This is a genomic window from Acinetobacter sp. NigerLNRRAM0016 (assembly GCF_054112845.1).
In genome coordinates this window covers 1-20,370 of record NZ_JBSYVT010000047.1, presented here as the reverse complement: position 1 = coordinate 20,370, position 20,370 = coordinate 1, and the positions used below count along the sequence as shown (strand labels likewise).

At 36.2% G+C, this 20,370-nt stretch carries 13 protein-coding genes, 2 pseudogenes and 1 other annotated feature; of the genes and pseudogenes, 5 read left to right on the top strand and 10 right to left on the bottom strand.

The window, feature by feature from the left end; genetic code table 11:
* Positions 1 to 307 (bottom strand): annotated as a pseudogene (locus ACWQ4X_RS17660) (hypothetical protein); the annotation flags it as partial.
* 199 nt (positions 308 to 506) lie between these two features.
* Between ACWQ4X_RS17660 and ACWQ4X_RS17655 the strand changes: the two are divergent.
* From ACWQ4X_RS17655 to ACWQ4X_RS17640, 4 genes and pseudogenes are all read left to right on the top strand, one after another.
* On the top strand, positions 507 to 809 hold the full coding sequence (locus tag ACWQ4X_RS17655; RefSeq protein ID WP_087013817.1) for a helix-turn-helix transcriptional regulator: 303 nt from the start codon (positions 507 to 509) through the stop codon (positions 807 to 809).
* A gap of 64 nt (positions 810 to 873) precedes the next feature.
* Positions 874 to 1,058: pseudogene (locus ACWQ4X_RS17650) on the top strand (type II toxin-antitoxin system HipA family toxin); the annotation flags it as partial.
* Positions 1,059 to 1,390: 332 nt separating this feature from the next.
* Positions 1,391 to 1,996, top strand: a complete 606-nt coding sequence (locus tag ACWQ4X_RS17645) for a DUF1376 domain-containing protein (protein ID WP_457904515.1) — start codon at positions 1,391 to 1,393, stop codon at positions 1,994 to 1,996.
* A gap of 10 nt (positions 1,997 to 2,006) precedes the next feature.
* The gene (locus ACWQ4X_RS17640; RefSeq protein WP_457904514.1) at positions 2,007 to 2,753 is read left to right on the top strand and encodes an ATP-binding protein; all 747 of its coding nucleotides are present in this window, start codon (positions 2,007 to 2,009) and stop codon (positions 2,751 to 2,753) included.
* A 542-nt stretch (positions 2,754 to 3,295) separates the two neighbouring features.
* Here ACWQ4X_RS17640 and ACWQ4X_RS17635 read toward each other — a convergent pair.
* From ACWQ4X_RS17635 to ACWQ4X_RS17615, 5 genes are all read right to left on the bottom strand, one after another.
* Positions 3,296 to 5,788, bottom strand: a complete 2,493-nt coding sequence (locus tag ACWQ4X_RS17635; RefSeq protein ID WP_457904513.1) for a DUF262 domain-containing protein — start codon at positions 5,786 to 5,788, stop codon at positions 3,296 to 3,298.
* Positions 5,785 to 7,596 carry a GmrSD restriction endonuclease domain-containing protein gene (locus ACWQ4X_RS17630; RefSeq protein WP_457904512.1) on the bottom strand — a complete coding sequence of 604 codons (1,812 nt, stop codon included), beginning with the start codon at positions 7,594 to 7,596 and terminating at the stop codon, positions 5,785 to 5,787. The genes ACWQ4X_RS17635 and ACWQ4X_RS17630 overlap by 4 nt, the downstream gene beginning before the upstream one ends.
* A 326-nt stretch (positions 7,597 to 7,922) precedes the next feature.
* Positions 7,923 to 10,724: a DEAD/DEAH box helicase gene (locus ACWQ4X_RS17625; RefSeq protein WP_457904511.1), complete on the bottom strand. Its 2,802-nt coding sequence runs from the start codon at positions 10,722 to 10,724 to the stop codon at positions 7,923 to 7,925.
* The gene (locus ACWQ4X_RS17620; protein ID WP_457904510.1) at positions 10,721 to 12,397 is read right to left on the bottom strand and encodes a site-specific DNA-methyltransferase; all 1,677 of its coding nucleotides are present in this window, start codon (positions 12,395 to 12,397) and stop codon (positions 10,721 to 10,723) included. The genes ACWQ4X_RS17625 and ACWQ4X_RS17620 overlap by 4 nt, the downstream gene beginning before the upstream one ends.
* On the bottom strand, positions 12,394 to 12,777 hold the full coding sequence (locus tag ACWQ4X_RS17615) for a hypothetical protein (RefSeq protein ID WP_457904509.1): 384 nt from the start codon (positions 12,775 to 12,777) through the stop codon (positions 12,394 to 12,396). Before ACWQ4X_RS17615 ends, ACWQ4X_RS17620 begins: the two co-directional genes overlap by 4 nt.
* Before the next feature lie 105 nt (positions 12,778 to 12,882).
* On the opposite strand from ACWQ4X_RS17615, the gene ACWQ4X_RS17610 reads away from it, so the two are divergent.
* A protein-coding gene (locus tag ACWQ4X_RS17610) for an IS3 family transposase (RefSeq protein ID WP_103270969.1) occupies positions 12,883 to 14,102 on the top strand; the annotation gives its coding sequence in 2 pieces (ribosomal slippage) (positions 12,883 to 13,159 and positions 13,159 to 14,102; 1,221 coding nt in all).
* Positions 13,158 to 13,274 (top strand) — a sequence feature (AL1L pseudoknot). Its footprint overlaps the gene before it by 117 nt.
* 282 nt (positions 14,103 to 14,384) lie before the next feature.
* Here ACWQ4X_RS17610 and ACWQ4X_RS17605 read toward each other — a convergent pair.
* The 4 genes from ACWQ4X_RS17605 to ACWQ4X_RS17590 all read right to left on the bottom strand — a co-directional run.
* Complete coding sequence (locus ACWQ4X_RS17605) at positions 14,385 to 15,260, bottom strand: IS982-like element ISAba825 family transposase (protein WP_000102417.1); 876 nt, start codon at positions 15,258 to 15,260, stop codon at positions 14,385 to 14,387.
* Positions 15,261 to 15,315: 55 nt separating this feature from the next.
* Positions 15,316 to 16,503, bottom strand: coding sequence for an AIPR family protein (locus tag ACWQ4X_RS17600; protein ID WP_457904508.1), 1,188 nt, complete (start codon positions 16,501 to 16,503; stop codon positions 15,316 to 15,318).
* Positions 16,504 to 19,362, bottom strand: a complete 2,859-nt coding sequence (locus ACWQ4X_RS17595; RefSeq protein WP_457904507.1) for an SNF2-related protein — start codon at positions 19,360 to 19,362, stop codon at positions 16,504 to 16,506.
* A 48-nt stretch (positions 19,363 to 19,410) separates the two neighbouring features.
* A partial coding sequence (locus ACWQ4X_RS17590) for a competence protein CoiA family protein (RefSeq protein ID WP_457904506.1) occupies positions 19,411 to 20,370 on the bottom strand: 960 nt, incomplete at its 5' end.

Genomic DNA, 20,370 nt, shown 5'->3' with positions numbered 1-20,370 from the left:
AACCAATATTTTTAATCCAATCTGTGGCTTTCCCCATTAAGCCATTTTGTTTTGAAAACTCATCAAGAGCTTTTACAAACTGCCCTTCACTATGCAGGCCTGCATCTAAAAAACTGAAATAAAAAACGCGCCATCCAAGCTGTTCTGCTAGGGGCGTAATATCTTTTCGTAAAAATTCAGTTTTTCCCATCCGGCGTGGGGCAAAAAAAGTCAGAGAACTAGCTAGTCCAGTCTCAAACATGCCTAAAATTTGTTTCGCCAATTCGGTACGTGGAAAGTGCCAAGGGTCATTGGAGATGGTCATCATTTTAATTACTCGGCAATGATTTATTTATTACCATAGATTGTATTAGACTCCATTAGATTGTAAATATCTAATTAGATTTTTTTAATCTAATAGGATCTAATCAGGCCAATAAAGCACCTTTTCATCGATCAACCGACACATTTTATAACTCCATTATTTTGTGGCTTAATAGCTATATCTAAACATAAGACCCAATATTATGGATTTAAGATTCAGAAAACCTGAAGAAGTTGTTGCATTATTATGTGAGAGGCTTCGTAAAGAACGGCTTTATCTGGAAATGACTCAGGCAGATGTTGCTGCACGTGCTGGTATTGGTGTGAATACAGTATCCAATCTGGAAGCAGGTCGAAATGTTTCATTTGAAAATTTAGTACGCGTTGCCATGGTACTAGGCCGATTAAAAGAATTAGAGGAACTCTTCAAACCTCATTTAAACAGTGTAGATGACATTCTTCGCTATGAGAGCAATACGGCTCGCCAACGTATCAAAAGAAAATAAACCCATGCTCAAAAAACTTAATGTTTACTACAATGGATGGGGTGAATATTGGCTTTAGGGTACACTGGTCGCCTCAACAGTAATCACAGGTCAACCATTAATTGCCTTTAAGTACAGTGCTGAAGCGATCCGTAAAGGTTTAGAGCTTTTCTCTTACCTACTTCCATAAAAAGGTGACCCATTAAGAAAAAATTTCCTACACAGCAAATGGGATTACAAAGTCATATATATGATACATCACCCGATGGCTAGGCGTGCTCCAGAATTTTGGTGGCTATTCAGTCCATCATTACCTACATTCCAACTCTCTAGTTTTCCAACTAGCCCAGGTTATAATAAGAGTTACACATTCCCAAACTGCACAATCTGGCCTTTTTGCTGGAGATCAATAAATGTTTCGATGATCACCAAGCATTAAGACTATGGCTACAACGACTACTGGATGAGGGACAAGCCCATTACGATGATCTAGCCCAACAAGCCCGCCTCTGGTTAATAAATCTAACTCACCAATAAGACAAACATACAAGGTCATCTAATCGATGACCTTAGCCCCTCTATACCCATAAAAAGGTAAACCCATGCATAAAGATATTTCAATTTGGATGCCACTCTATATTGGTGACTTACAGGCCAAATTCGCACGAATGACTGCAGAACAAATCGGTGCAACACTGCTGTTAATGATGGATTTCTGGAAAAATGGTGCGATTCCTCATGATCTAGCAACGGTATGCAGCATCACGAAATTACCCCAACAGACAAAGGTTAAAACTTTGTTGAATACACTGATGGCATTGGAATTGTTTGAAATCGAATCTGAACTGATTCATTCAAATTTTTTAACCAGTTTAAAAAGCCAAGCGTTACAAAATCAGCAGATGAAATCTGATAAAGCTAAAAATGCAGCACAAGCACGCTGGAATAAATCCGCAAGTAATGCTCAAGCATCTAATAAGCAAGTGCAAAAAAATGCTCAAGCATCCTCTGAGAATACCCCGAGCATTGCTACAACCAAGCTCAAGCAATGCCCTTCATCTTCATCTTCATCTTCATCTTCATCTTCATCTTCATCTTCATCTTCATCTTCATCTTCATCTTCATCTTCATCTTCATCTTCATCTTCATCTTCATCAAATTTTGAAGAAAAAAATGAGAATTTTTTAGAAAATTCAAAATGGATTTAGGAGAATGACCATGAATACCATGCTTAAAATGCTCCAGATTCGTGCAGAAGCAACGGAAACACTTTGCCCTACCCATCATATCCCCCTGATGGAAATTGCTGGTCACAGGCTCTGCAAATTATGTGCGAAAGAAACTGTCCGCCGCTCACACGCAGCTTATGAAGACGAACTACAACACCGCTTACTGCAGCAGAGAATCAAAAATTCAGGGCTCAATAAACGCTACCTGAACAGTGGTTTTAAGAATTATGTGGTTGCATGTTCTGCACAAGAGAACGCAATCAAAGTATGTCAGACCTTTGCACAACAGATTATTTCTGACCATCATCCGAACCTGCTGCTCATCGGCACCCCAGGTACAGGAAAAACCCATCTGAGTGCATCAATCATTCGCAACATTCTGCATAACAGTACGAAATCTGCACGCTACTATACCAGTGCAGAAATTGCTCAAAAAATGATGGATACCTGGTCAGACCCATCACGCTCTGAACAGGAAGTCCTCGACCATTTTTCCAGTTTTGATTTATTGGTGATAGATGAATATGGCCTGCATGACCGACATGAAAAACGCCTAGAGATGGTGCATAAGGTCTTATATAGCCGTTATGACAACATGAGATCCACGCTACTTGTTTCTAATTTTTCGATACAGGATATACGACGAGATTTAGGTGTTCGCTTATGGTCACGGTTACATGAGAACAATTTGAGTGTAGTACCATGTTATTGGGATGATAGACGAATAACTGGATAAGAATAACGTTTAATTAAGTGTGTGATTCATAGCGATCGTTTCAATATGAATTGGTGTCTATGAATCACACACATTATTCTTAAAACTAACTAAAACCATCATCATTTCTTACAGATGGTTTATACTTTTCAATAATGGTTTTAAATAATATATCATCAATCTGACAATCTGCTTTTAATGCTAATTTAGCAGTCTCATTTACTATATATTTGAGATCGCTAGAAGTATAACCAACCGTTAATATAGCTAAATTGAACAGGTCTAAATCCTCAGAACAAGGTCTATTTTTCCAAATCTTGTTTTAGCATCACCAGCCGGGCACTAAAGTAAGGATTTAAGCCTTATTAAATATTATCGATAACGATGAACCATATGCGTCATGCTAGATCAAAGCTATTCGCATCGAATCACCAGTAAACCGTTCTCCAACGATCATATTTAATATGCTCTCTAACACACTATACAGTTTAAGCGAGAGACACACTATCCTCTCGCCTATTAAGAATTAAATAGTTTTTGTAGGATTCAACATATCCGACATCTTAAGTTAATTCCTGTACAAATACCTCTGACTTACACTTGAAGTCACTTAATGCATCACAAAGTTTTATTAATTTCGTTTTTGCATTATTTGAAGTTAAGCATTCATATCTGTAAGCATCATTGTATTCATCATAAATACTCTCAGTGAAACTATTTGCAACCAATATATCTACTAGAGATTGTGGATATGGTTTATTTCCTGTCTTAAAAAATACAATATGGTACTGCTTAGACTCATACCACACATGTATTTCATAATGCAGTCCATCATCCTCATAAAAACCTTCAAGTGAAATATGAGTAAAATAATCTGTACCGATAGTAGGTACATACTTGAATATAGTGAATGGGGAAAAATTAAAATGCTCTGTTTTTAATTGCAAATAAAGATACTTAGAATAGAGCTCACTGTGTGTGTGATTACGTTGTGATTGATGTAGTAAAATAAACTCATTATCATTGTTAATGATAAACCCTTGCTCGCATACTTTAAATAATTCTGGTCGTTCTAAAAACAAAATCCGCCAATCCTTAGCATCAAGTAAACCTAAAGCATCTTTACAAATTTTTTCTAATGATCCTATAACATCTTTAACATCGAAATTAGGATCATCAAAAACCTCTTTTACGTGCTCCTGCTTCTGTTCTATTAAAGGCGTATTAATGCGTAGCAAACGACGCCAACTATGGTCACGAGGAATATTATTTCTAGTATCACGTGAAGATAGTAAATTATACTTAGCGCCACTTTTTTCAGTGAAATAGACTCCTTTACTGAGTACAGCTCTCTCCCAAAGGAAATTGATTGAAGATGAACTGTCTTTTATAAGATCAAATACAGCAGCAATAGATTGGGCATATTTACTAAACTGTTCTCTGTAATGCCTATCCCGCACGTCATCCCAGTCACAACCTTCATGCTCTCGGTAGAATGCCAATACTCCAGAAAAATTTAATATACAACCAATCTGACCATCGAGAAATGAGTGTTTTTCAAATTGAATTATGATTTCACGCCACTCTTTAGATTTTAATAATAAATGCGCTTTTATTTTTTCTTCAAGAACCTGAGCACGAGAAAAACTTGAAATATCAACGTTATTTTTTAGAGTAACCAAAATTGGGGTCTCAAATTGACAGAGCTCATCAATGGAAAATAATGCTTTACAAAACTCATCAACCGTATTAATAATTGTATTTTTTGTAAGATTATATACAACCCTTACCCACTCATTTAATTCTTGAGAAGAAGGTAATTTAGACAAGTAAGTGTAAAATGCATAAAATCGTAGTTTATCATCATAGCCCGCAATATTAGCCAACACTTTTCTAAATGTTTCTTCTTCTGAGTAGTAATAAAACTCAGTTAGATATGTTCTAATTTTATTATCGGTTAGACCATTATTATAAATAAGATCTAAATAATTAATAAGACGAATGATTAAATCTTTATTCAAACAATTCATCTCTTCATATTTTGAAAGCTCCGTTGCTTCTAAATCCCCTCCAGATCCAAATAGTTTATTTTTAGATTCAGTTAAGTTTAATTCTGATTTTTTATTATCTAAAAGATATTGGTATGCAATGATTAAACGGAAGAAGTTCATTAACTCATCATCAAACGTATTATCTTTCGAACACTCATTACGATAAGGCCAAAATAGATCAGCCCAGTCAGTATCTATTTTGTGGATGAAATATTCATAAGCCTCTATATTTCCCACTTTAAAAGGCAAGTGATATATAGGCCATGGAGCTTTAAAAGATTTCATTTTTTGTTCAAGCTTTGCTTTAAAATTTTCAAAAATAGTTAATGGCTTCCCACGAGCATTCATTTTTATATAAAGCTCATCAGACAAACCAAATGAATGTAAATCTAGGAACTGAAAGGTAATATATGGGGTGCAAGTATTAATCAGCCTCTCATAAAACTTACTGGACTTGGCCGAAAACCTTGTCTGAATAGCATCAAGCATGTTCAAACAGGCTTGAACAGTAGGATCTTGTTGCCAAGACAAGTAAAACCACTGAGCATCACGAATGTGATCACTAACCCTACCTTTTAACAGTGCTATATCTTTAGATATGAGCATATTAAAAAACTCTGTAGTGCTAGGTCGTGTTTTATAAGTAAAACGTGAACGCCCATCACTAGTCATAAAGCGATCTCTAAAATTCTGAGAACACTTATTTTCAACTGCCAAATACCAGTGCAGCAAAAAAAGCGTTGTCAGTCGCTGTTGACCGTCGAGAACTGAAAAAACTTTTTCGTTACCGCCTTCAAAGCTCCCATATACAAAATCTAAATCTAGCGTCTGTCGCGCAGCATTTTCATCTACATCTAATGCTTCAAATAAAGAATTTAAAAACAGTGTCCTGACTTCGCTTTCCTCAGTTCTTCCTTGAGCATAATCTCGTTGCAAAATAGGAATTTCAATCACATCAACGATGTCAAATAAGCCATAAAAAGTTAAACTGTTACCTTTGCTCATTGATGTACTCCTTTACCACCGAAAAAGCCCAAAATAATTTCACTCATCGCTCGCAGGTGATCTTGGCTATCTCCTGGTTCCCAATACAGCATTTTGTCGACTTGTTTACTGTAGTATTTTAAAAAAGCGTTTTTGGTGCATAAAGGAACAAAAGTAGCTTCTTTATCTAATGCAATAATACGCGCACGTTTAATCGGAAAGACCGCATTTTTATAACTACGATTTGTTGAGCTATCCAATAAGGTTAAGTTGCCAATTGAATTATCAACATCCTCATCCCCACGCGGATCATAGTGAGAGATTACACGCTTATAGATAACTTCGAATTGATCATTATCGAATGATGTAGAATTCATCAATGTAATCGCATCTTTTTTGATAGATTGCTCCTTACTGATGTCTTCAGGTTGTTTTCCTTCTATATCAAATGATTTATCATCAGAAATATAACTAATAACATTATCGAGCCATGCCTTTTGTTTTTCTTTTTTAAGAGGCATTTCTGATGCTACAGAACGTATATGCTCTATATCCCAATGATCCCCCTTGTATTTATCAAACTGAAATCGTGCATTAGTCACTGGATTTGAAAGTAAACTGGCAATATTGAACAGCAACAAAATTGAACGAAGCTTTTTAGTACCAGAGTCATAGGTAAGTGTACCCAATGCTTCATCAATCCAATTTTTTGGCAAAGAATCGAGCTCTTCATACCCAAAAGATTTTTTTAAGACAAGATTAATTAAAGACTGACGGAATGTATGCTTGGTTTCACTGATCTGACTAAGATCAAACAATGTACCTATAGCGACATCCTGTGAAACTAAATATCCAATAACATGAAATAATGCTCGGTCATTAAACCACTCTTCCAATGTCATATAGCACTGTTTTATTTTTGACCACTCTTGAATAATATCAGCATCTTTTTCATTAAGTAACCGATTAAATTGAAGGAAGACTTTCAATTTGTCACTGTCTAAAATGCCTTCATCATCCAAGTTTCTTGCTGCTAAAGAAAGTACAAACTCAATACGATTTGTCTCAGTGATTTTATTGCTGACGAAATACCAAAATGCATCATCCTGTAAACGTTTTTCTATCACGTCCCATTCTTGAGCAATATTCAGCTGCTGTAAATATTTAGTAGCTTTACTATTTTTAGTAAAATTGCTAGATTTTAAAAAGAGTGCTTTTACTAGTTCAGCATTTACAAGTGGTATTTTACCCATATTCAGTCGAGTAAATACCTCAGTAGCATTTTCGCTTTCACCAATTTGATACCAAATTACTTTTACATTTTTACCAGTATCATTATCATTTAACAAAGTTTGGATGAATTTAATCTGATATGTTCCTTCTTGCTTCTTAAACCACTCATCAACTGCTTTCTTGGCCTCAACAATATGGTAGAAGTCTATATTTTCATTAGCCCGATTTTCATCAATATGTTTTAAAAACTCGGCACTGTTCTCTCTCGTCTCATAACTAAGCTGATAGCAAGACTTACCTAGAAGATCAAGAATACCTTTTAAATATGTAAGTATAATAAGTATTGTAGTTAAGCGCTGTTGACCATCAACAAGCTCCCATGAATCATTGTGTTTCTTTACAACTATTGGCTGTAAACAATAAAAAGATTCTCTGGGACTTACTTCAGAATTTCGTTGAAATTCTTTTATGTCATCAAGTAGCTCTGTGACTTGTCTTTTTGTCCATCTATAACCACGCTGATAAGCAGGAATATAAAAAGAAAGATCTAGCAGATCATTAATCGGCTTTAACTCTAATTCATTATTTTCAGACATTTTTAATCTCGAATTCTTATCAAATCGTAAGTGTGTTTTTTATATAATTAACTCTAAATCACATTCTGCTAATTTGATAAGATGTTATTTAAGTACAAGAAATTGACCTTCTATATTAAATATTATAAAGGGGCTTTGATATATAAACAATTATAATTCAAAACCTTAGAGACACGTCTAAAACTATAGTCAAATCACACAATTCTTATTTTTATTCTCTTGGATACCCTTCACTATGACATTGATTTGTTTGAAAGGGTAATCCCCCACTGGAGAATTAAAAAAGTGGAGCGCTATTACAAAACCCCACTTTTTAACACTAAAAATTATACACTTATTTTAAATCTTAAATAATCATCAAGTTTTTTACTTTCCATTACTTCATCATGTGGAATAAGTAAATAGTGCCAGGGCTTATTCGCTACAGTTGATGCATTCCTGCACCATTCTGCACCAGCATTTGCTTTAGTTTGCACTTCTTCATTACCTACTTCATTATTAGCTTTAGTTTCAGCTAACAAGTAATATGAATCCGTTTCTATAACAAAATCTGGTACATATTCTGGTTGATTACCTTGATAATTATAATAAATCTGAAATTGACCTTTAGCCGGTTTAAACCACTTATTACTGTCTCTTTCCAAAATAATTGCAAATCTTCTTTCCGTATCTGAATCAAATTTTTGGAAAACCATCAAACACTTTGAAAAATCAGTAAACAATAATTTTTTAATCGATACACCTTTAGGGGGTGTAATACGAATAGATTGAGGTGGAATATCTTTTGCTGCAGTAAAACTTGGTTGCTTAAGCTCAACAAAACTACGGTTAATCACGACATCATAGTTAGATGCTTTTTCCCAATAATGCTGTTGCATTTGACCATGAATATTATTCGCTATCGTCTGATAGTTTTGCTCTACAACTTGAACAACTTCATCATCAGTTAAATAGGTTTTAAAATAACTCACAATTTGATTTGCCAAGTCATACAACAACTCAGATTGAGTAAAGTAATCAACGTCATCAAAATCAATCAAAGCATACACAATGCGATCTTGTGGAGTTTTCTCATTAGAAACCTCCTCAGCTTTAATGCTGAAGATCGTATTATCCCGCAGGTTGTGACCCAGAAGTTCTCGCTCTTGTGGTTGAAGATGGAGACCTTGAGTATTTAACGTGAAATGATTGTAGCCTGTAGTAACATCATCAGATGGGGTGACGGAAACACGAGGAATATCAATAGTATTCTGTATATGTACTTCTGTTACTTGTTCTACAATTTTTCTTAACTCTGCTTCAGAAGGAGCAGATTTTGAAGTGGCAGCTTCACCAAAATCTAGTTCTTGTACAATGGTCGATAGATTTTCTTGAATTGTCTTCAGTACATTTGCTGTCATTTCCGCCTGTACTTCTTGACGTTTCAAATCTTCGCTATGCCTTACTGTTTCTATATTTTTAGCTTGCGATTGAATTTCTTTTTGAACGTGTTTAATCGTTGCAATAACAGTTGGATCTGTTAAATCCAGGTCAACTTTCTGAATGGGTGCTGTAGAGTTACCTTGCTCTTGATGAACCTGATCTTGGATCATTTCCGTTTGTTGTGTATCGGTTCTCTGACTATGGCCAGTTCCCAAAAGTACATCTACTCGGGAAGTACTCGTTACACTGACTACACCTGATTCTTCATTTTCAGGCTCAAGAACCAATGTTTTTAACTTAAGGATCGAATCTGATCTATTTGCTTCATCCACAATTTCTTGAAAGCGATCATGGGCCACAATACTAAGACGATCGACCTCTTCTACGCCTGTACGTTTTCCATATGGTAGGCGTAATCCGCGTCCTATCGACTGTTCTACCAAGGTCCGTGCATTTGCAGCACGTAATGGGATAATGGTGTAAAGATTCGTGACATCCCAGCCCTCTTTGAGCATATTCACATGAATGACAATTTCTGTCGGTTCATTTGGGTCTTCTACTGACAAGAGACGCTGAGTGATCTCCTCCTCTTTCGTACTACTATCAACTTGAATAACTTTATTTTTATATTGCCCTTTAAAGAATTCTTCAGATTCGATTCTTTCTTTTAATTGAGTCGCGTGAGTGGTATCACGCGCAATAATGAGAACAAACGGCTTTACTTTTGCTTGACCTGTGTTTTGTGCATAGTTAATTAAATGCACTTTAGTCATTTCATGCAGACGAATACCATCTTTTAATTTAATGTCTTCAAGCTGTTCTGTCGTCAATCCCTTTGGATCAAAGTTGCGCTGTGTAACAACTGCAGGTTCTTTGACAAAACCATCCTCCATTGCTCTTGCTAATGGATAATCCATGACTACATTCTTAAATGGAATTGGTGCTTTCGTGCTTTCTACAAATGGAGTTGCTGTAACTTCCAAACCCATCAACGGGTTCAATTCATTGATTGCTTTAATCCCGGCACTAGCTCGATAACGATGCGACTCGTCCATCAAAAGCACAAGATCATCAAGTCCAGCAAGATGATTAAAATAGCTTTCACCTAGTACTTCACGCATACGTTTGATACGTGGTTCTTTACCTCCACGCACTTCGCTATTGATCTTGGAAATGTTAAACACATTGATCCGTACCTGACCTAATAAGCTTGCAGTTGCAGTATCACGACTATCGTAGTTGTCACCCGTAATAATCATTGGTGACTGAAAGTTAAACTGGCTTAAATTAGCAAAAACATATTTTGGAGTATTAGGCGTGAAGTCCGTAATTAACTTTTCGTAAATCGTTAAGTTGGGTGCTAAAACAAAAAAGTTATTAATACCATAAGCCAAATGTAGATAGGCAATAAAGGCCCCCATTAGACGAGTTTTACCGACACCCGTTGCTAAGCTAAAACAAATGCTTGGGAAGTCTCGCTCAAAATCAGTCAAGGTAGGAAAAACAGTTTGCAATTTTGCCAAGGTCTGCTGATTAACTTCAGCATCTCTTCCCTGTTTTTTTAGCAATTCTTTAGCATTTTGAATAGCTAAATCTAACTTATCTAAACTCTCTGCTTGAGGAGCACGTAGTGATAAACGTGCTTTGAGGTCTTTAACGACTTGGGCAACAGGATTGCGTTGTGAATGTTGAATTGATGCTGTCATGTCTGATCCCCAAATAAGTCGCTCATTACTTGCTCTTTATCTTTAGTATTTTTTACTTGTTTCACTGCTTTCTTTTCTTCAATGACAGGTTCAGATATAGGTAAATTTTGAACATTCAGACTGTAGTCATCGTGTCCCCATTCACATGCCTTAATGATACTGTTCGGAATTTTCTTTAAAGTCAGATTCTCAAAGCGTTCAATATTTTTAGAACGCCATGCACTGGCAATAATCAGCAAGGTACGTCCCTCACCAACTTCTTCTGAAATGGCTTGTAATTGTTGATCTGTCAGTGTTTGCGTGGTGACATAAATAAAGTCTGTTTCGCTGCCCTTACCATGATTCCAATATTCGGTCTCTGATGGTGCATAGGTATAGCCTTCTAGCTTACATAAGGCTTCAACCAACATTTCTTGGTTATATTCAGGATTAATGACCCAGTTATCCCACTGGTCTTTTTTCATTAGACTCGGTGCAAGTTTGTAATAACGAAAGCCTCCTCCACCTTGCCAACCTGTAGATTCTGTAACGCCACCTTTATCCTCACCATCAATCACTTTTTTCAGGCGTGGAATAATGTGACTATGACAATGCTCACCAAGTTCAACCATGATCCAACGACGACCCATTTTATGGGCTACTGCACCCGTTGTACCGGAACCAGCAAATGAGTCTAGAACTAAGTCTCCCTCATTTGTTGCAATTTGAAGGACTTGCTTTATCAGTCTTTCCGGTTTTGGGGTATCAAATGGAATTATTTCAGGAAACAGGGCCTGCACTTCTCTTTTAGCTTCTTGAGTATGTCCAACATCTCCATGAGGCCACCAAGTTCTAGGGACGACTCCTGTCTGGACATCAGAAAGAAATAATTTTACTGCAGGATTGTTATCTCCATTTTCCCCAAATAAGATTCGACCGTCATTTACCATTTGCCAAAAGTTTTCTTCGGTCATACGCCAATGGCTACCTTTGGGTGGTGCAACTTTACGACCAGAAGGGATAGTAATTGTATACATCAATCCCTCATGTCTTTCTCCGCTAGCAAAAATAGGGCCAGATCTCCATGGACCTCTTGGGTCTTTATCAGGGTTTTTGTATTTGCTTAGGCTTTCTTCATTGCGTGGTAAGAGATTTCGTACTTTCTTCCAATCTTGTCCCATTGGGGAATAAACTAAAATGTAGTTGTGCGCTGGAGAAACAGCTGCTGCATTACTTCTACCATAGAAATTTTCCCAAACCATCGAACAAATAAATGCATTTCTGCCAAAAATTTCATCACACATTACTTTTAAGTAATGAACTTCATTATCATCAATTGCTATCCATAAGCTTCCATCAGATGCAAGTAACGTTTTTATTAGTTCTAAACGATCTCTCATTAAACCTAGCCAGATAGAATGCTCTAAACCATCTTCATAATGAGTGAAAGCACTACCTGTATTATAAGGCGGATCAATAAAGATACATTTTACTTTACCGGCATATTCACGCTCTAATGCCTTAAGAGCAAGTAAGTTATCACCAAAAATTAGCTTATTATCAAAGATATCATTTTCAGTAACTTTGCTTTTTGCATGATAAGAAAGTTTAGGATTTTCTAATAGAATTCGTGGCTCTAGGCGTGGTCGTTTGTCTTTACCAATCCAAGTCAGTTCAAGTTTTGTTTTGATCATGGAGTACCAGTCCCTAAAGTCAATTGTGGAGCATTATCTGTCAAATAGTTTACCAAATTTGCCTTTGGATAAGGCTCATCAGTAGCAGAAGTTCTCATCATTCCATGAACATTCCGATCACTTGTTTTACCAAAATGCTCAATCATGGTATCTATTAAAATACTTATGACAGATGCACTATTCTTAAAGAACTTATTAGGTGAATCCCCTGCCAACTTTAAGTCTGTGTTATTGAAAATTAATAGCCTTAATTTATCTAATTCAACACTAACATTTGCTGGTAGGTTAGTTATAGAAACTAAAACAGACTTATCAAGTTCTGTTTTGAAGCGTTTTGAAAAAATAAAAAATGCTACAAAAAAAGCATGCTTATATATCAACTTTTCTTGCCCACTTGCAGCCCGAATATAATCATTCCAGACATCTTGAAAGTACTGAACCGTACCGGGTTTGTCGGAGAGTCAATATTCTGAGAGACTATCCCGATGACAAAATTAAAATATACCCCTGAAATCAGAGAAAGAGCGGTTCAATTATTGATTGAATCTGAAAAAGATTATCCATCGAATTGGGCTGCGATCACCGCTATTGCTCCCAAGATAGGTTGTACTCCTGAAACACTACGTGTTTGGTATCAAAAATATTTAGATAAACTAAATCCAGTTAAAGTACAGCAGCTTTCAGACCAAGAACGTATCAAACAACTCGAACGCGAAAATAAAGAACTGCAACGCGCCAATGAGATTCTACGTAAAGCAGCCGCTTTTTTCGCCCAGGCGGAGCTCGACCGCCCACACAAATAATGGTGGATTTTATCCATAATAATAAAGAGCTGTACGGAGTCGAGGCGATTTGTAGAATTTTACCGATCGCACCCTCAACCTATTACCGGACTCTAGATCTCTGCGAAAATCCAGAACATCGAGCAAAGCGAGATTTACATGACTTGCATCATGCTGAGGAGATTAAACGAATTTGGAAGGAAAGTTCAGGTCGGTATGGTGTACGTAAAGTCTGGCAAAAACTGAAACGTGAAGGCTATATTATTGCACGCTGTACTGTTGCTCGATTAATGAAAAAGCTAGGTATACAAGGTGTTTGGCGAGGTAAGAACAAACAAACCACCCGTAGCCGAGATGACCAAAAACGAGCAGATGATTTAGTGAAACGTAATTTTACTGCTGATCATCCTGACCAACTGTGGGTCAGTGACTTTACGTATATTCAAACTCATTCAGGCTGGGTCTATACCGCCTTTATTATTGATGTGTTCTCACGAGCAATTGTTGGCTGGAAAGTATCTACACGAATGAATACAGATATGGTGCTCGATGCATTAGAGCAAGCATTGCATGATCGAGGCATGCCAAAGAATGTGATTCATCATTCCGACAGAGGTGTGCAATATCTTTCCATTCGTTATACCCATCGTTTAGAAGCAGCAAATTTACGAGCATCAGTCGGTACGACTGGTGATTCATACGATAATGCTTTGGCTGAAACGGTGAATGGCTTATACAAAACAGAGGTGATTGAATATCTAAAAGCAGATTGGCAAGGTTTAGCAGATGTACAACTTGCGACACTAAACTGGGTAGATTGGTTCAATAAAAAGCGTGTACACAGTGCACTGGGTTATGTATCGCCTTTTGAGTTTGAAGCAATGTACTATGATAAGATTAACCCGTTAGGTCAGGTGGCCTAACTTAAATAAAAAAGTCTCCGACAAACCCGGTACGGTTCATACTTATAGAACAAGACTGTATTGAGTAATTTTAACCCTGTCAAAGCATTAGAAAAAATATGCTGATACTCCTGAGAATTTAGATCAAGCATTAATGCAGCATTATTTTTTAGTTTAATTGGATATGTGGTATTTTTCTCAAGCATCGCCAAAGAACGAATAGCTTCATCTATTGTAATTACATTTGGTGTAGAGGATAATGCAGTCGGTCTGTAAAAATACTCATATACGCCAATCTCAACTTTAAATAAGCTTTTCAAATTGAATCGGCGAATAACCACATTTTTTATTCATAACGACGCAGACCGTATGTGACAAAATCTTTCTGATAAAACGATGCGATAAGTGCCATAAATCTCTTGCCCTTACTTTTTGAATATTAAAGCGATCAGTTAATTGACCAATGACCGTTTCAATTTTCCTTCGTGCTCTCATAAGCAACCTCATTGATTCTTGAGATCTAGAGTCCGGCATATTCTTTCTTAAAGGAGTTTGTAGATCAACATACTGAAATTTATAGTATTCTTTCAAGCTGGGTCTTAAGTAACCTTTATCTGCACCTAGTAACCCATGAATATTTTCTGTGATTTCTGGTGCAACATCACGCTCATCTACATTTGCTGGAGCGAAAGTATAGCCAGTAATCATACCCTCCAAATTAATTACAAGATGCCCTTTAAAACCATAGTATTTCTCTTGTTGTGCAGCACAATAACTAAAACCTGCATGTTCTTTGAAATTCTTGTGTCTTTTTGCTCGACTATAACGACAAACAGGTATAGGAAATCCATCAATAAAATGAATATGATCCTGACCATAATGTGCAGTTAATTGGGCTGTGATTTTTTGATGAACTTGCCATAAGTTTGCACAATGCTTACAAAAGTTAGGATATGAACCTAAATGAGGGAACCAACTTAAGTAATTGTTTTTAAAAAACATCCATATGCTTTTATCCGTATCCATTTTGAGACACTCACCAACAATTTGCATTGTGATAATTTCAATATCGGTTAAAGCAGGTGGAAAACCACGTTTTCTTAATGGTTCAGAGACTATAGTTGGGTAAATTTCCTCTATGATTAAATAGACAATGATGATAAATTCTTCAGTGGACATAACTGTAATTTTATTTTCATAGACGGATTTAAAATGAGGTTATGTCCTTTTTATTTCAATGACTTAAAAAGTTGAGATTGGCGTACTCATATCCAAAATACTTAATTTCTCTTCTTAATCTTTCTTGTTGATCATCTAATGCTACAAAATCTGTTAAATCAACTGGATTTTGATTGTTCCGATTCTGAGTAATTTTTTTACCTATATCTTGCCCAGAATCAGCCTGAATTATTGTTAATAATACTTTTGCATCATCCGAAATCTGGTTCCCATTTTCTTTATAGTAATCGTAAGCTGTTGCAATAGTTTGAGCACCATTAACAACTGATAAATTACGAATTTTATATTTTCGATTTCTACCATTCTCACCAAAAGAACCAGCACTCGTAAAATCAGAGCATAAAGCTGTTATTCCATTATTATAAAAGAAGAAATTATCAGCTTCCTGGTTTAATGTGTTCTTAATCGCCTTATTGGGACTTGTATTTCCCCCAATGAAATATCGAATATTTTGTTGATATAAAGCTAACTGATAATTTTCATGTAACTTTACTAAATCTTTTAATTTAACTTGACCATACAATGTTTTCCTTGGTGATAAAATTCTAACAAAGTTATAAATATCAATTTTTTCAGAAACTTCATGATAGGATTGCTGTTTAAGTAAAAAATCTTCAACATTCGAAGAATCAAAATACACAATATCTGACTGTAACCGATCTTCATTCTCTGATTCGCTTTCAATAAAACGTTCTAGACAGTTCTTAGCATGAGTCGAAACTTGATGTCCTGTATAGCAAACAACCAAAATTATTTTATCCGCATCATGAAGTGCACTTTGAATCTCCGATTGACGATTCAAAACATTTTGATTAAATGCATTAAATTGAGCGTTCAACAATTGTCTTAAGCCATCAACAAATGCTTGTGCTTCTGTTTGTTTAAATTCTTCAGTAGCCTTTAATTTACTTTGAACCAAATATAAAATCTTGGAGGTTTGATCAAAATAAATTGCATCGATACCATTATCATTAAAATCATCAACAACAGACCCAGCACTGTCTATTACAGGTGCATCACATATTGCTCGTAAGGTAAAGGCACTAAAAGCTCTAGCTATATTTTTTTCTTTCTGTTGGTCTGATGTTTTACTTAAATCCAGTAAAGCAGGTAAAAATTGAACATAATGGCTTTCTAATTCATTTTTTAAGATATTTAATAGATCTTCTCTTAAAGCTGGCATTTAAACAATTTCCCACTCAATTTCAAATAATTTTCTGATCTGGACCTGTTGTTCAAGTTGCCCTTCTAATTGACCAATCAACTCATTACGCTGCATATCAATTTCATCTTGACGATCAAACAACTCTCGACGCAGCTTAGTCCTTTTCATCTCAAGCTCACGCTGTTCTTTCTGCCATTGCAACTTATCCTGTAAAGATGCTGCAACAGTCGCTGACTTTCTGGCCTCTTTAATTGCTTTATCTATTTCTTTGATTTCAACTTCTAAGCCATTTTTTAAGTCATCAGCCCAGCCATCAAGCTTTGTGATTTCTTGATCAAAAAAACCAAGATTTCGGATATTGATATCTTCCAATATCTTGTTTTTTCTTTGCTTCTGTTCAACTGTTAGATTTTCAGGAATCGGTAATTCTGGCAAAGATACTTGTGATGTGACTGGTAGCTTTAACAATTTCTCTGGATCATCATCTGCCAAGACCTGACCATTTCTAGTCACTGCACTCACTACAATATGCTGTTCCATACGCCCTAAGCTAGAAACTTCGAGCAACTCTGCCATCAGATAGCCTGACTGACCAATATAGGGCTTGAGACTAGATACCTGTAATCCATAACTTGCATAATCAAAGACCAGTTTTTCAGACTGACAAACCAATAATTTATTGCGATCCAAGAGCCTTTGCACAAATGGATGACTTAAACGAATGACGTGTTCTTGAGTATTTGCTTTGGCTAAATCATAGCGCCCTTTGCTAAACGTACTCTCATCAATCGTAACCAATTCATCCAGTATGAATCCATTTTCATCAAACGTTACTTTTACATGATTTTGCGTGAACTCATCTTGCAGTAATTGCAAAAGATATTGCTCATACGTCTGTCTTATCTGAATGGCATCAGATTTAATTCGGTAGAGTACGTTCTCATCAAAGTGATTCATCAATAAATTACGTGTATTGATCATCGCTTCGTTGATCTCAGCAGATAATTCATCCTGCAGATTCTCAAAACTTTTTGCGATTTCTTCCGGATCACGGCACTGTTGATAAATTTCGGCAACCCGCTTTTCAAAATCAACTCCGGAGCCAATTGCCCCTAAGATTTCATCACTAGCACCGAAAACACCTTCAAAAAGTTGGAACTTCTCAGAGAGCAGATCATAAACACGAGAGTCTGCTTCATTACTACGATCCACAAAGTTCACCACCACGACATCATGCTTTTGACCATAACGATGGCAACGCCCAATACGCTGTTCAATACGTTGCGGATTCCAAGGTAAATCGTAATTAATAATCAAAGAACAGAACTGTAAATTAATCCCTTCAGCACCGGCTTCTGTTGCAATCATGACAGTGCCTTTCTCTCTGAAATAATCTACTAATGCAGCGCGAATATCTGCCGTCTTTGCACCAGTGACGCGATCCGTTCCTTTATATCTTTCTAGCCATTCTTTATATATTTCTTGAGCCTTTGCATCGTTGTTCGTGCCGTTAAATAGTACTAAACCATGTGCATAAGAAGTATCTTTCAAAAGTTCAGTCAAGTATTCCTGGGTACGTTTTGACTCAGTAAAGATAATGGCTTTCTTTTGAGCACCAAGTTCCTCTAATGCGACAAAAGATTTTTCTAATGCAGTGAGTAAAGCCTTGCCTTTAGCTTGCTGTTTGATATCAGCTGCTAGAGACTGGAAAGCCTTCAACTCCTCAATTTCTTCTTCAATTGCCTGTTTTTCTTGTGCTGAAAGGACTTCATCGTCAACTATTAATTCGTCATAATCATCACCGGACTCTGATAACGCTTCGTAATCATCATCCAGATCATCAAGAATATCCTGATCTTGATTGACTAATTTTTTCTCTAGTCGAGCAATCATCGTCGCCAATGCACCAGCAATTGCTTGGGTCGATGAGGCTAACAACTTCCAGAGTACTAATGAAATAAGTTGTCGCTGACCTGCAGGTAATGCTTGTAAGTTCGGTCTTCTCAGATATTCAGCAACCAATTCCCTAAGGGTTTGTTCTTCTTGTGTAGGTGTAAAATCCTGTACGATCGCCCGACGTGCCGTATAGGAGACGAATGGTTGAACTTGCTGTCTTAAAGTCCGTTTACAAACCGTGGCTAATCGCGAACGTAATTGAGGTAAGGTTGCTTCTTTATCACCCACAATAAACTGACTTTTAAAACTCTCAATATCACCAAAAACCCGCTCATCCAAAATACTCACTAGTCCATATAGTTCAAGCAATGAGTTTTGTAATGGTGTCGCAGTAAGCAAAACTTTATTGTGTACATGTTTGAGTGAGCTTTTAATAATATTTGCTGTCACATTATTTTTCTTGTACACATTTCTTAATCGATGTGCTTCATCAATAACAACTAAATCCCAGGCTATATTTTGTAAATCTTTCGCTTTAGATTTCGCAAATTGATAGGAACATATCACGACTCCATCATGATGAAATGGCGATGTATTCCCTTGTTTTTTTAATTGGTTATACAGTTTAGCTTCTTGGATCGTTGCCTTTAATCCAAATTTATCATACAGCTCTTGATACCACTGCTTTCTTAAATTTGCAGGCGTGATCACTAAAATTCGTTTCTTTCTTTCAGCCCAAGTTTGAGCTATCACTAAACCTGCTTCAATGGTTTTACCTAAACCAACTTCGTCTGCCAATAATACACCTTGAGACAAAGGATTTTTGAATGCAAATAAAGCCGCATCAACTTGATGAGGATTCAGATCCACCTGTGAGTCAATTAGTGTCGAAGCTAATGAATCAATCGAATTATCCGCAGATTGTTTGGTTAGCAACCAAGATAGGTAGGTTTTCTGTTGGTTAGAAAGCAAGCCTGACATAACCTTATATTTGATATAAAAATTGCCAGAATCTTAACACTTTTATTCTTATAAGGCAGGCTTATACCAATCACATTTTGCTGCTTCATTTGAACTACATTGGATCTTTTTACCCTTACAGAAAATAGGTAAATTATTCGTGTAATCCCAGTTATCACCTTGATATTTGCATAAAAAACAATTTCTAACTGGAACTTTCTTTTTATAGGCAATTTGAATTTGGCGAATAAAGAGCTCACCATGAGCATGCCCAAATGCCATTAAAGAATTTTCAAAATCTGGATCTACTTCAATAATATTTGAATATAAAATCCTATTTTTATTTTTAGCCAAATTGGCATGAATACCCGATAAAGTATTTAGTTCCAAAAAGGATTTACCTGAGTCATAAACATAGAATGCAAAAAATTGTCTAAATGAACATTTACATTCATGATCCAAAACAACTTGCGTAGTTTGGTTGAAGCCCAGAAATAAGGCGTCTTCCGACGTTAAACGAGCATTCTTTATTTTTTGTATATCTTCTTCAGTTTCAATTGGGATCTCAATAATCCGGCGACCAGACTCCTCCTTCTTAGAGCTCAGAAAATGAGTCACAGCGATTTCAATATAAATTTTCTCTTCCGGCTGATCTTTCCTTTTCAATAAAAGATCAGGAATGAATTCACCATCTCTTTTTTCTACTAAAATTTCCGTAAAATACTGAGTTAAATCAAAATCTTTATTGCTATGGCCTAAATCACAATGTTTTAGAATCATCCCTTTATATTTTCTGCATTTTTTAGAAAATTTTAAATTCACGAGGAAGGGAGAACCCTCATTCAGGCATCTCTGATAAGTCTCAAAAAAAATCTTTTTGCCCAGTTTATGTAAATAAGTTTCGCCACTACATTCTTGAATAGTTTTATGAGCAAAATGTGGTTTTTTTACTTGTCCATTAACCTTAGCAATCAACTCATTATTACACCCCAAACAAATATACTTGGAAGAAATTTGCCTACCTGCCAA

Bases quoted from the DNA above. Each gene is read 5' to 3' on its own strand.
- ACWQ4X_RS17620 (WP_457904510.1), bottom strand. From the start codon at position 12,397: ATGATCAAAACAAAACTTGAACTGACTTGGATTGGTAAAGACAAACGA.
- ACWQ4X_RS17640 (WP_457904514.1), top strand. From the start codon at position 2,007: ATGAATACCATGCTTAAAATGCTCCAGATTCGTGCAGAAGCAACGGAA.
- ACWQ4X_RS17655 (WP_087013817.1), top strand. From the start codon at position 507: ATGGATTTAAGATTCAGAAAACCTGAAGAAGTTGTTGCATTATTATGT.
- ACWQ4X_RS17635 (WP_457904513.1), bottom strand. From the start codon at position 5,788: ATGAGCAAAGGTAACAGTTTAACTTTTTATGGCTTATTTGACATCGTT.
- ACWQ4X_RS17630 (WP_457904512.1), bottom strand. From the start codon at position 7,596: ATGTCTGAAAATAATGAATTAGAGTTAAAGCCGATTAATGATCTGCTA.
- ACWQ4X_RS17600 (WP_457904508.1), bottom strand. From the start codon at position 16,503: ATGCCAGCTTTAAGAGAAGATCTATTAAATATCTTAAAAAATGAATTA.
- ACWQ4X_RS17645 (WP_457904515.1), top strand. From the start codon at position 1,391: ATGCATAAAGATATTTCAATTTGGATGCCACTCTATATTGGTGACTTA.
- ACWQ4X_RS17605 (WP_000102417.1), bottom strand. From the start codon at position 15,260: ATGTCCACTGAAGAATTTATCATCATTGTCTATTTAATCATAGAGGAA.
- ACWQ4X_RS17595 (WP_457904507.1), bottom strand. From the start codon at position 19,362: ATGTCAGGCTTGCTTTCTAACCAACAGAAAACCTACCTATCTTGGTTG.
- ACWQ4X_RS17625 (WP_457904511.1), bottom strand. From the start codon at position 10,724: ATGACAGCATCAATTCAACATTCACAACGCAATCCTGTTGCCCAAGTC.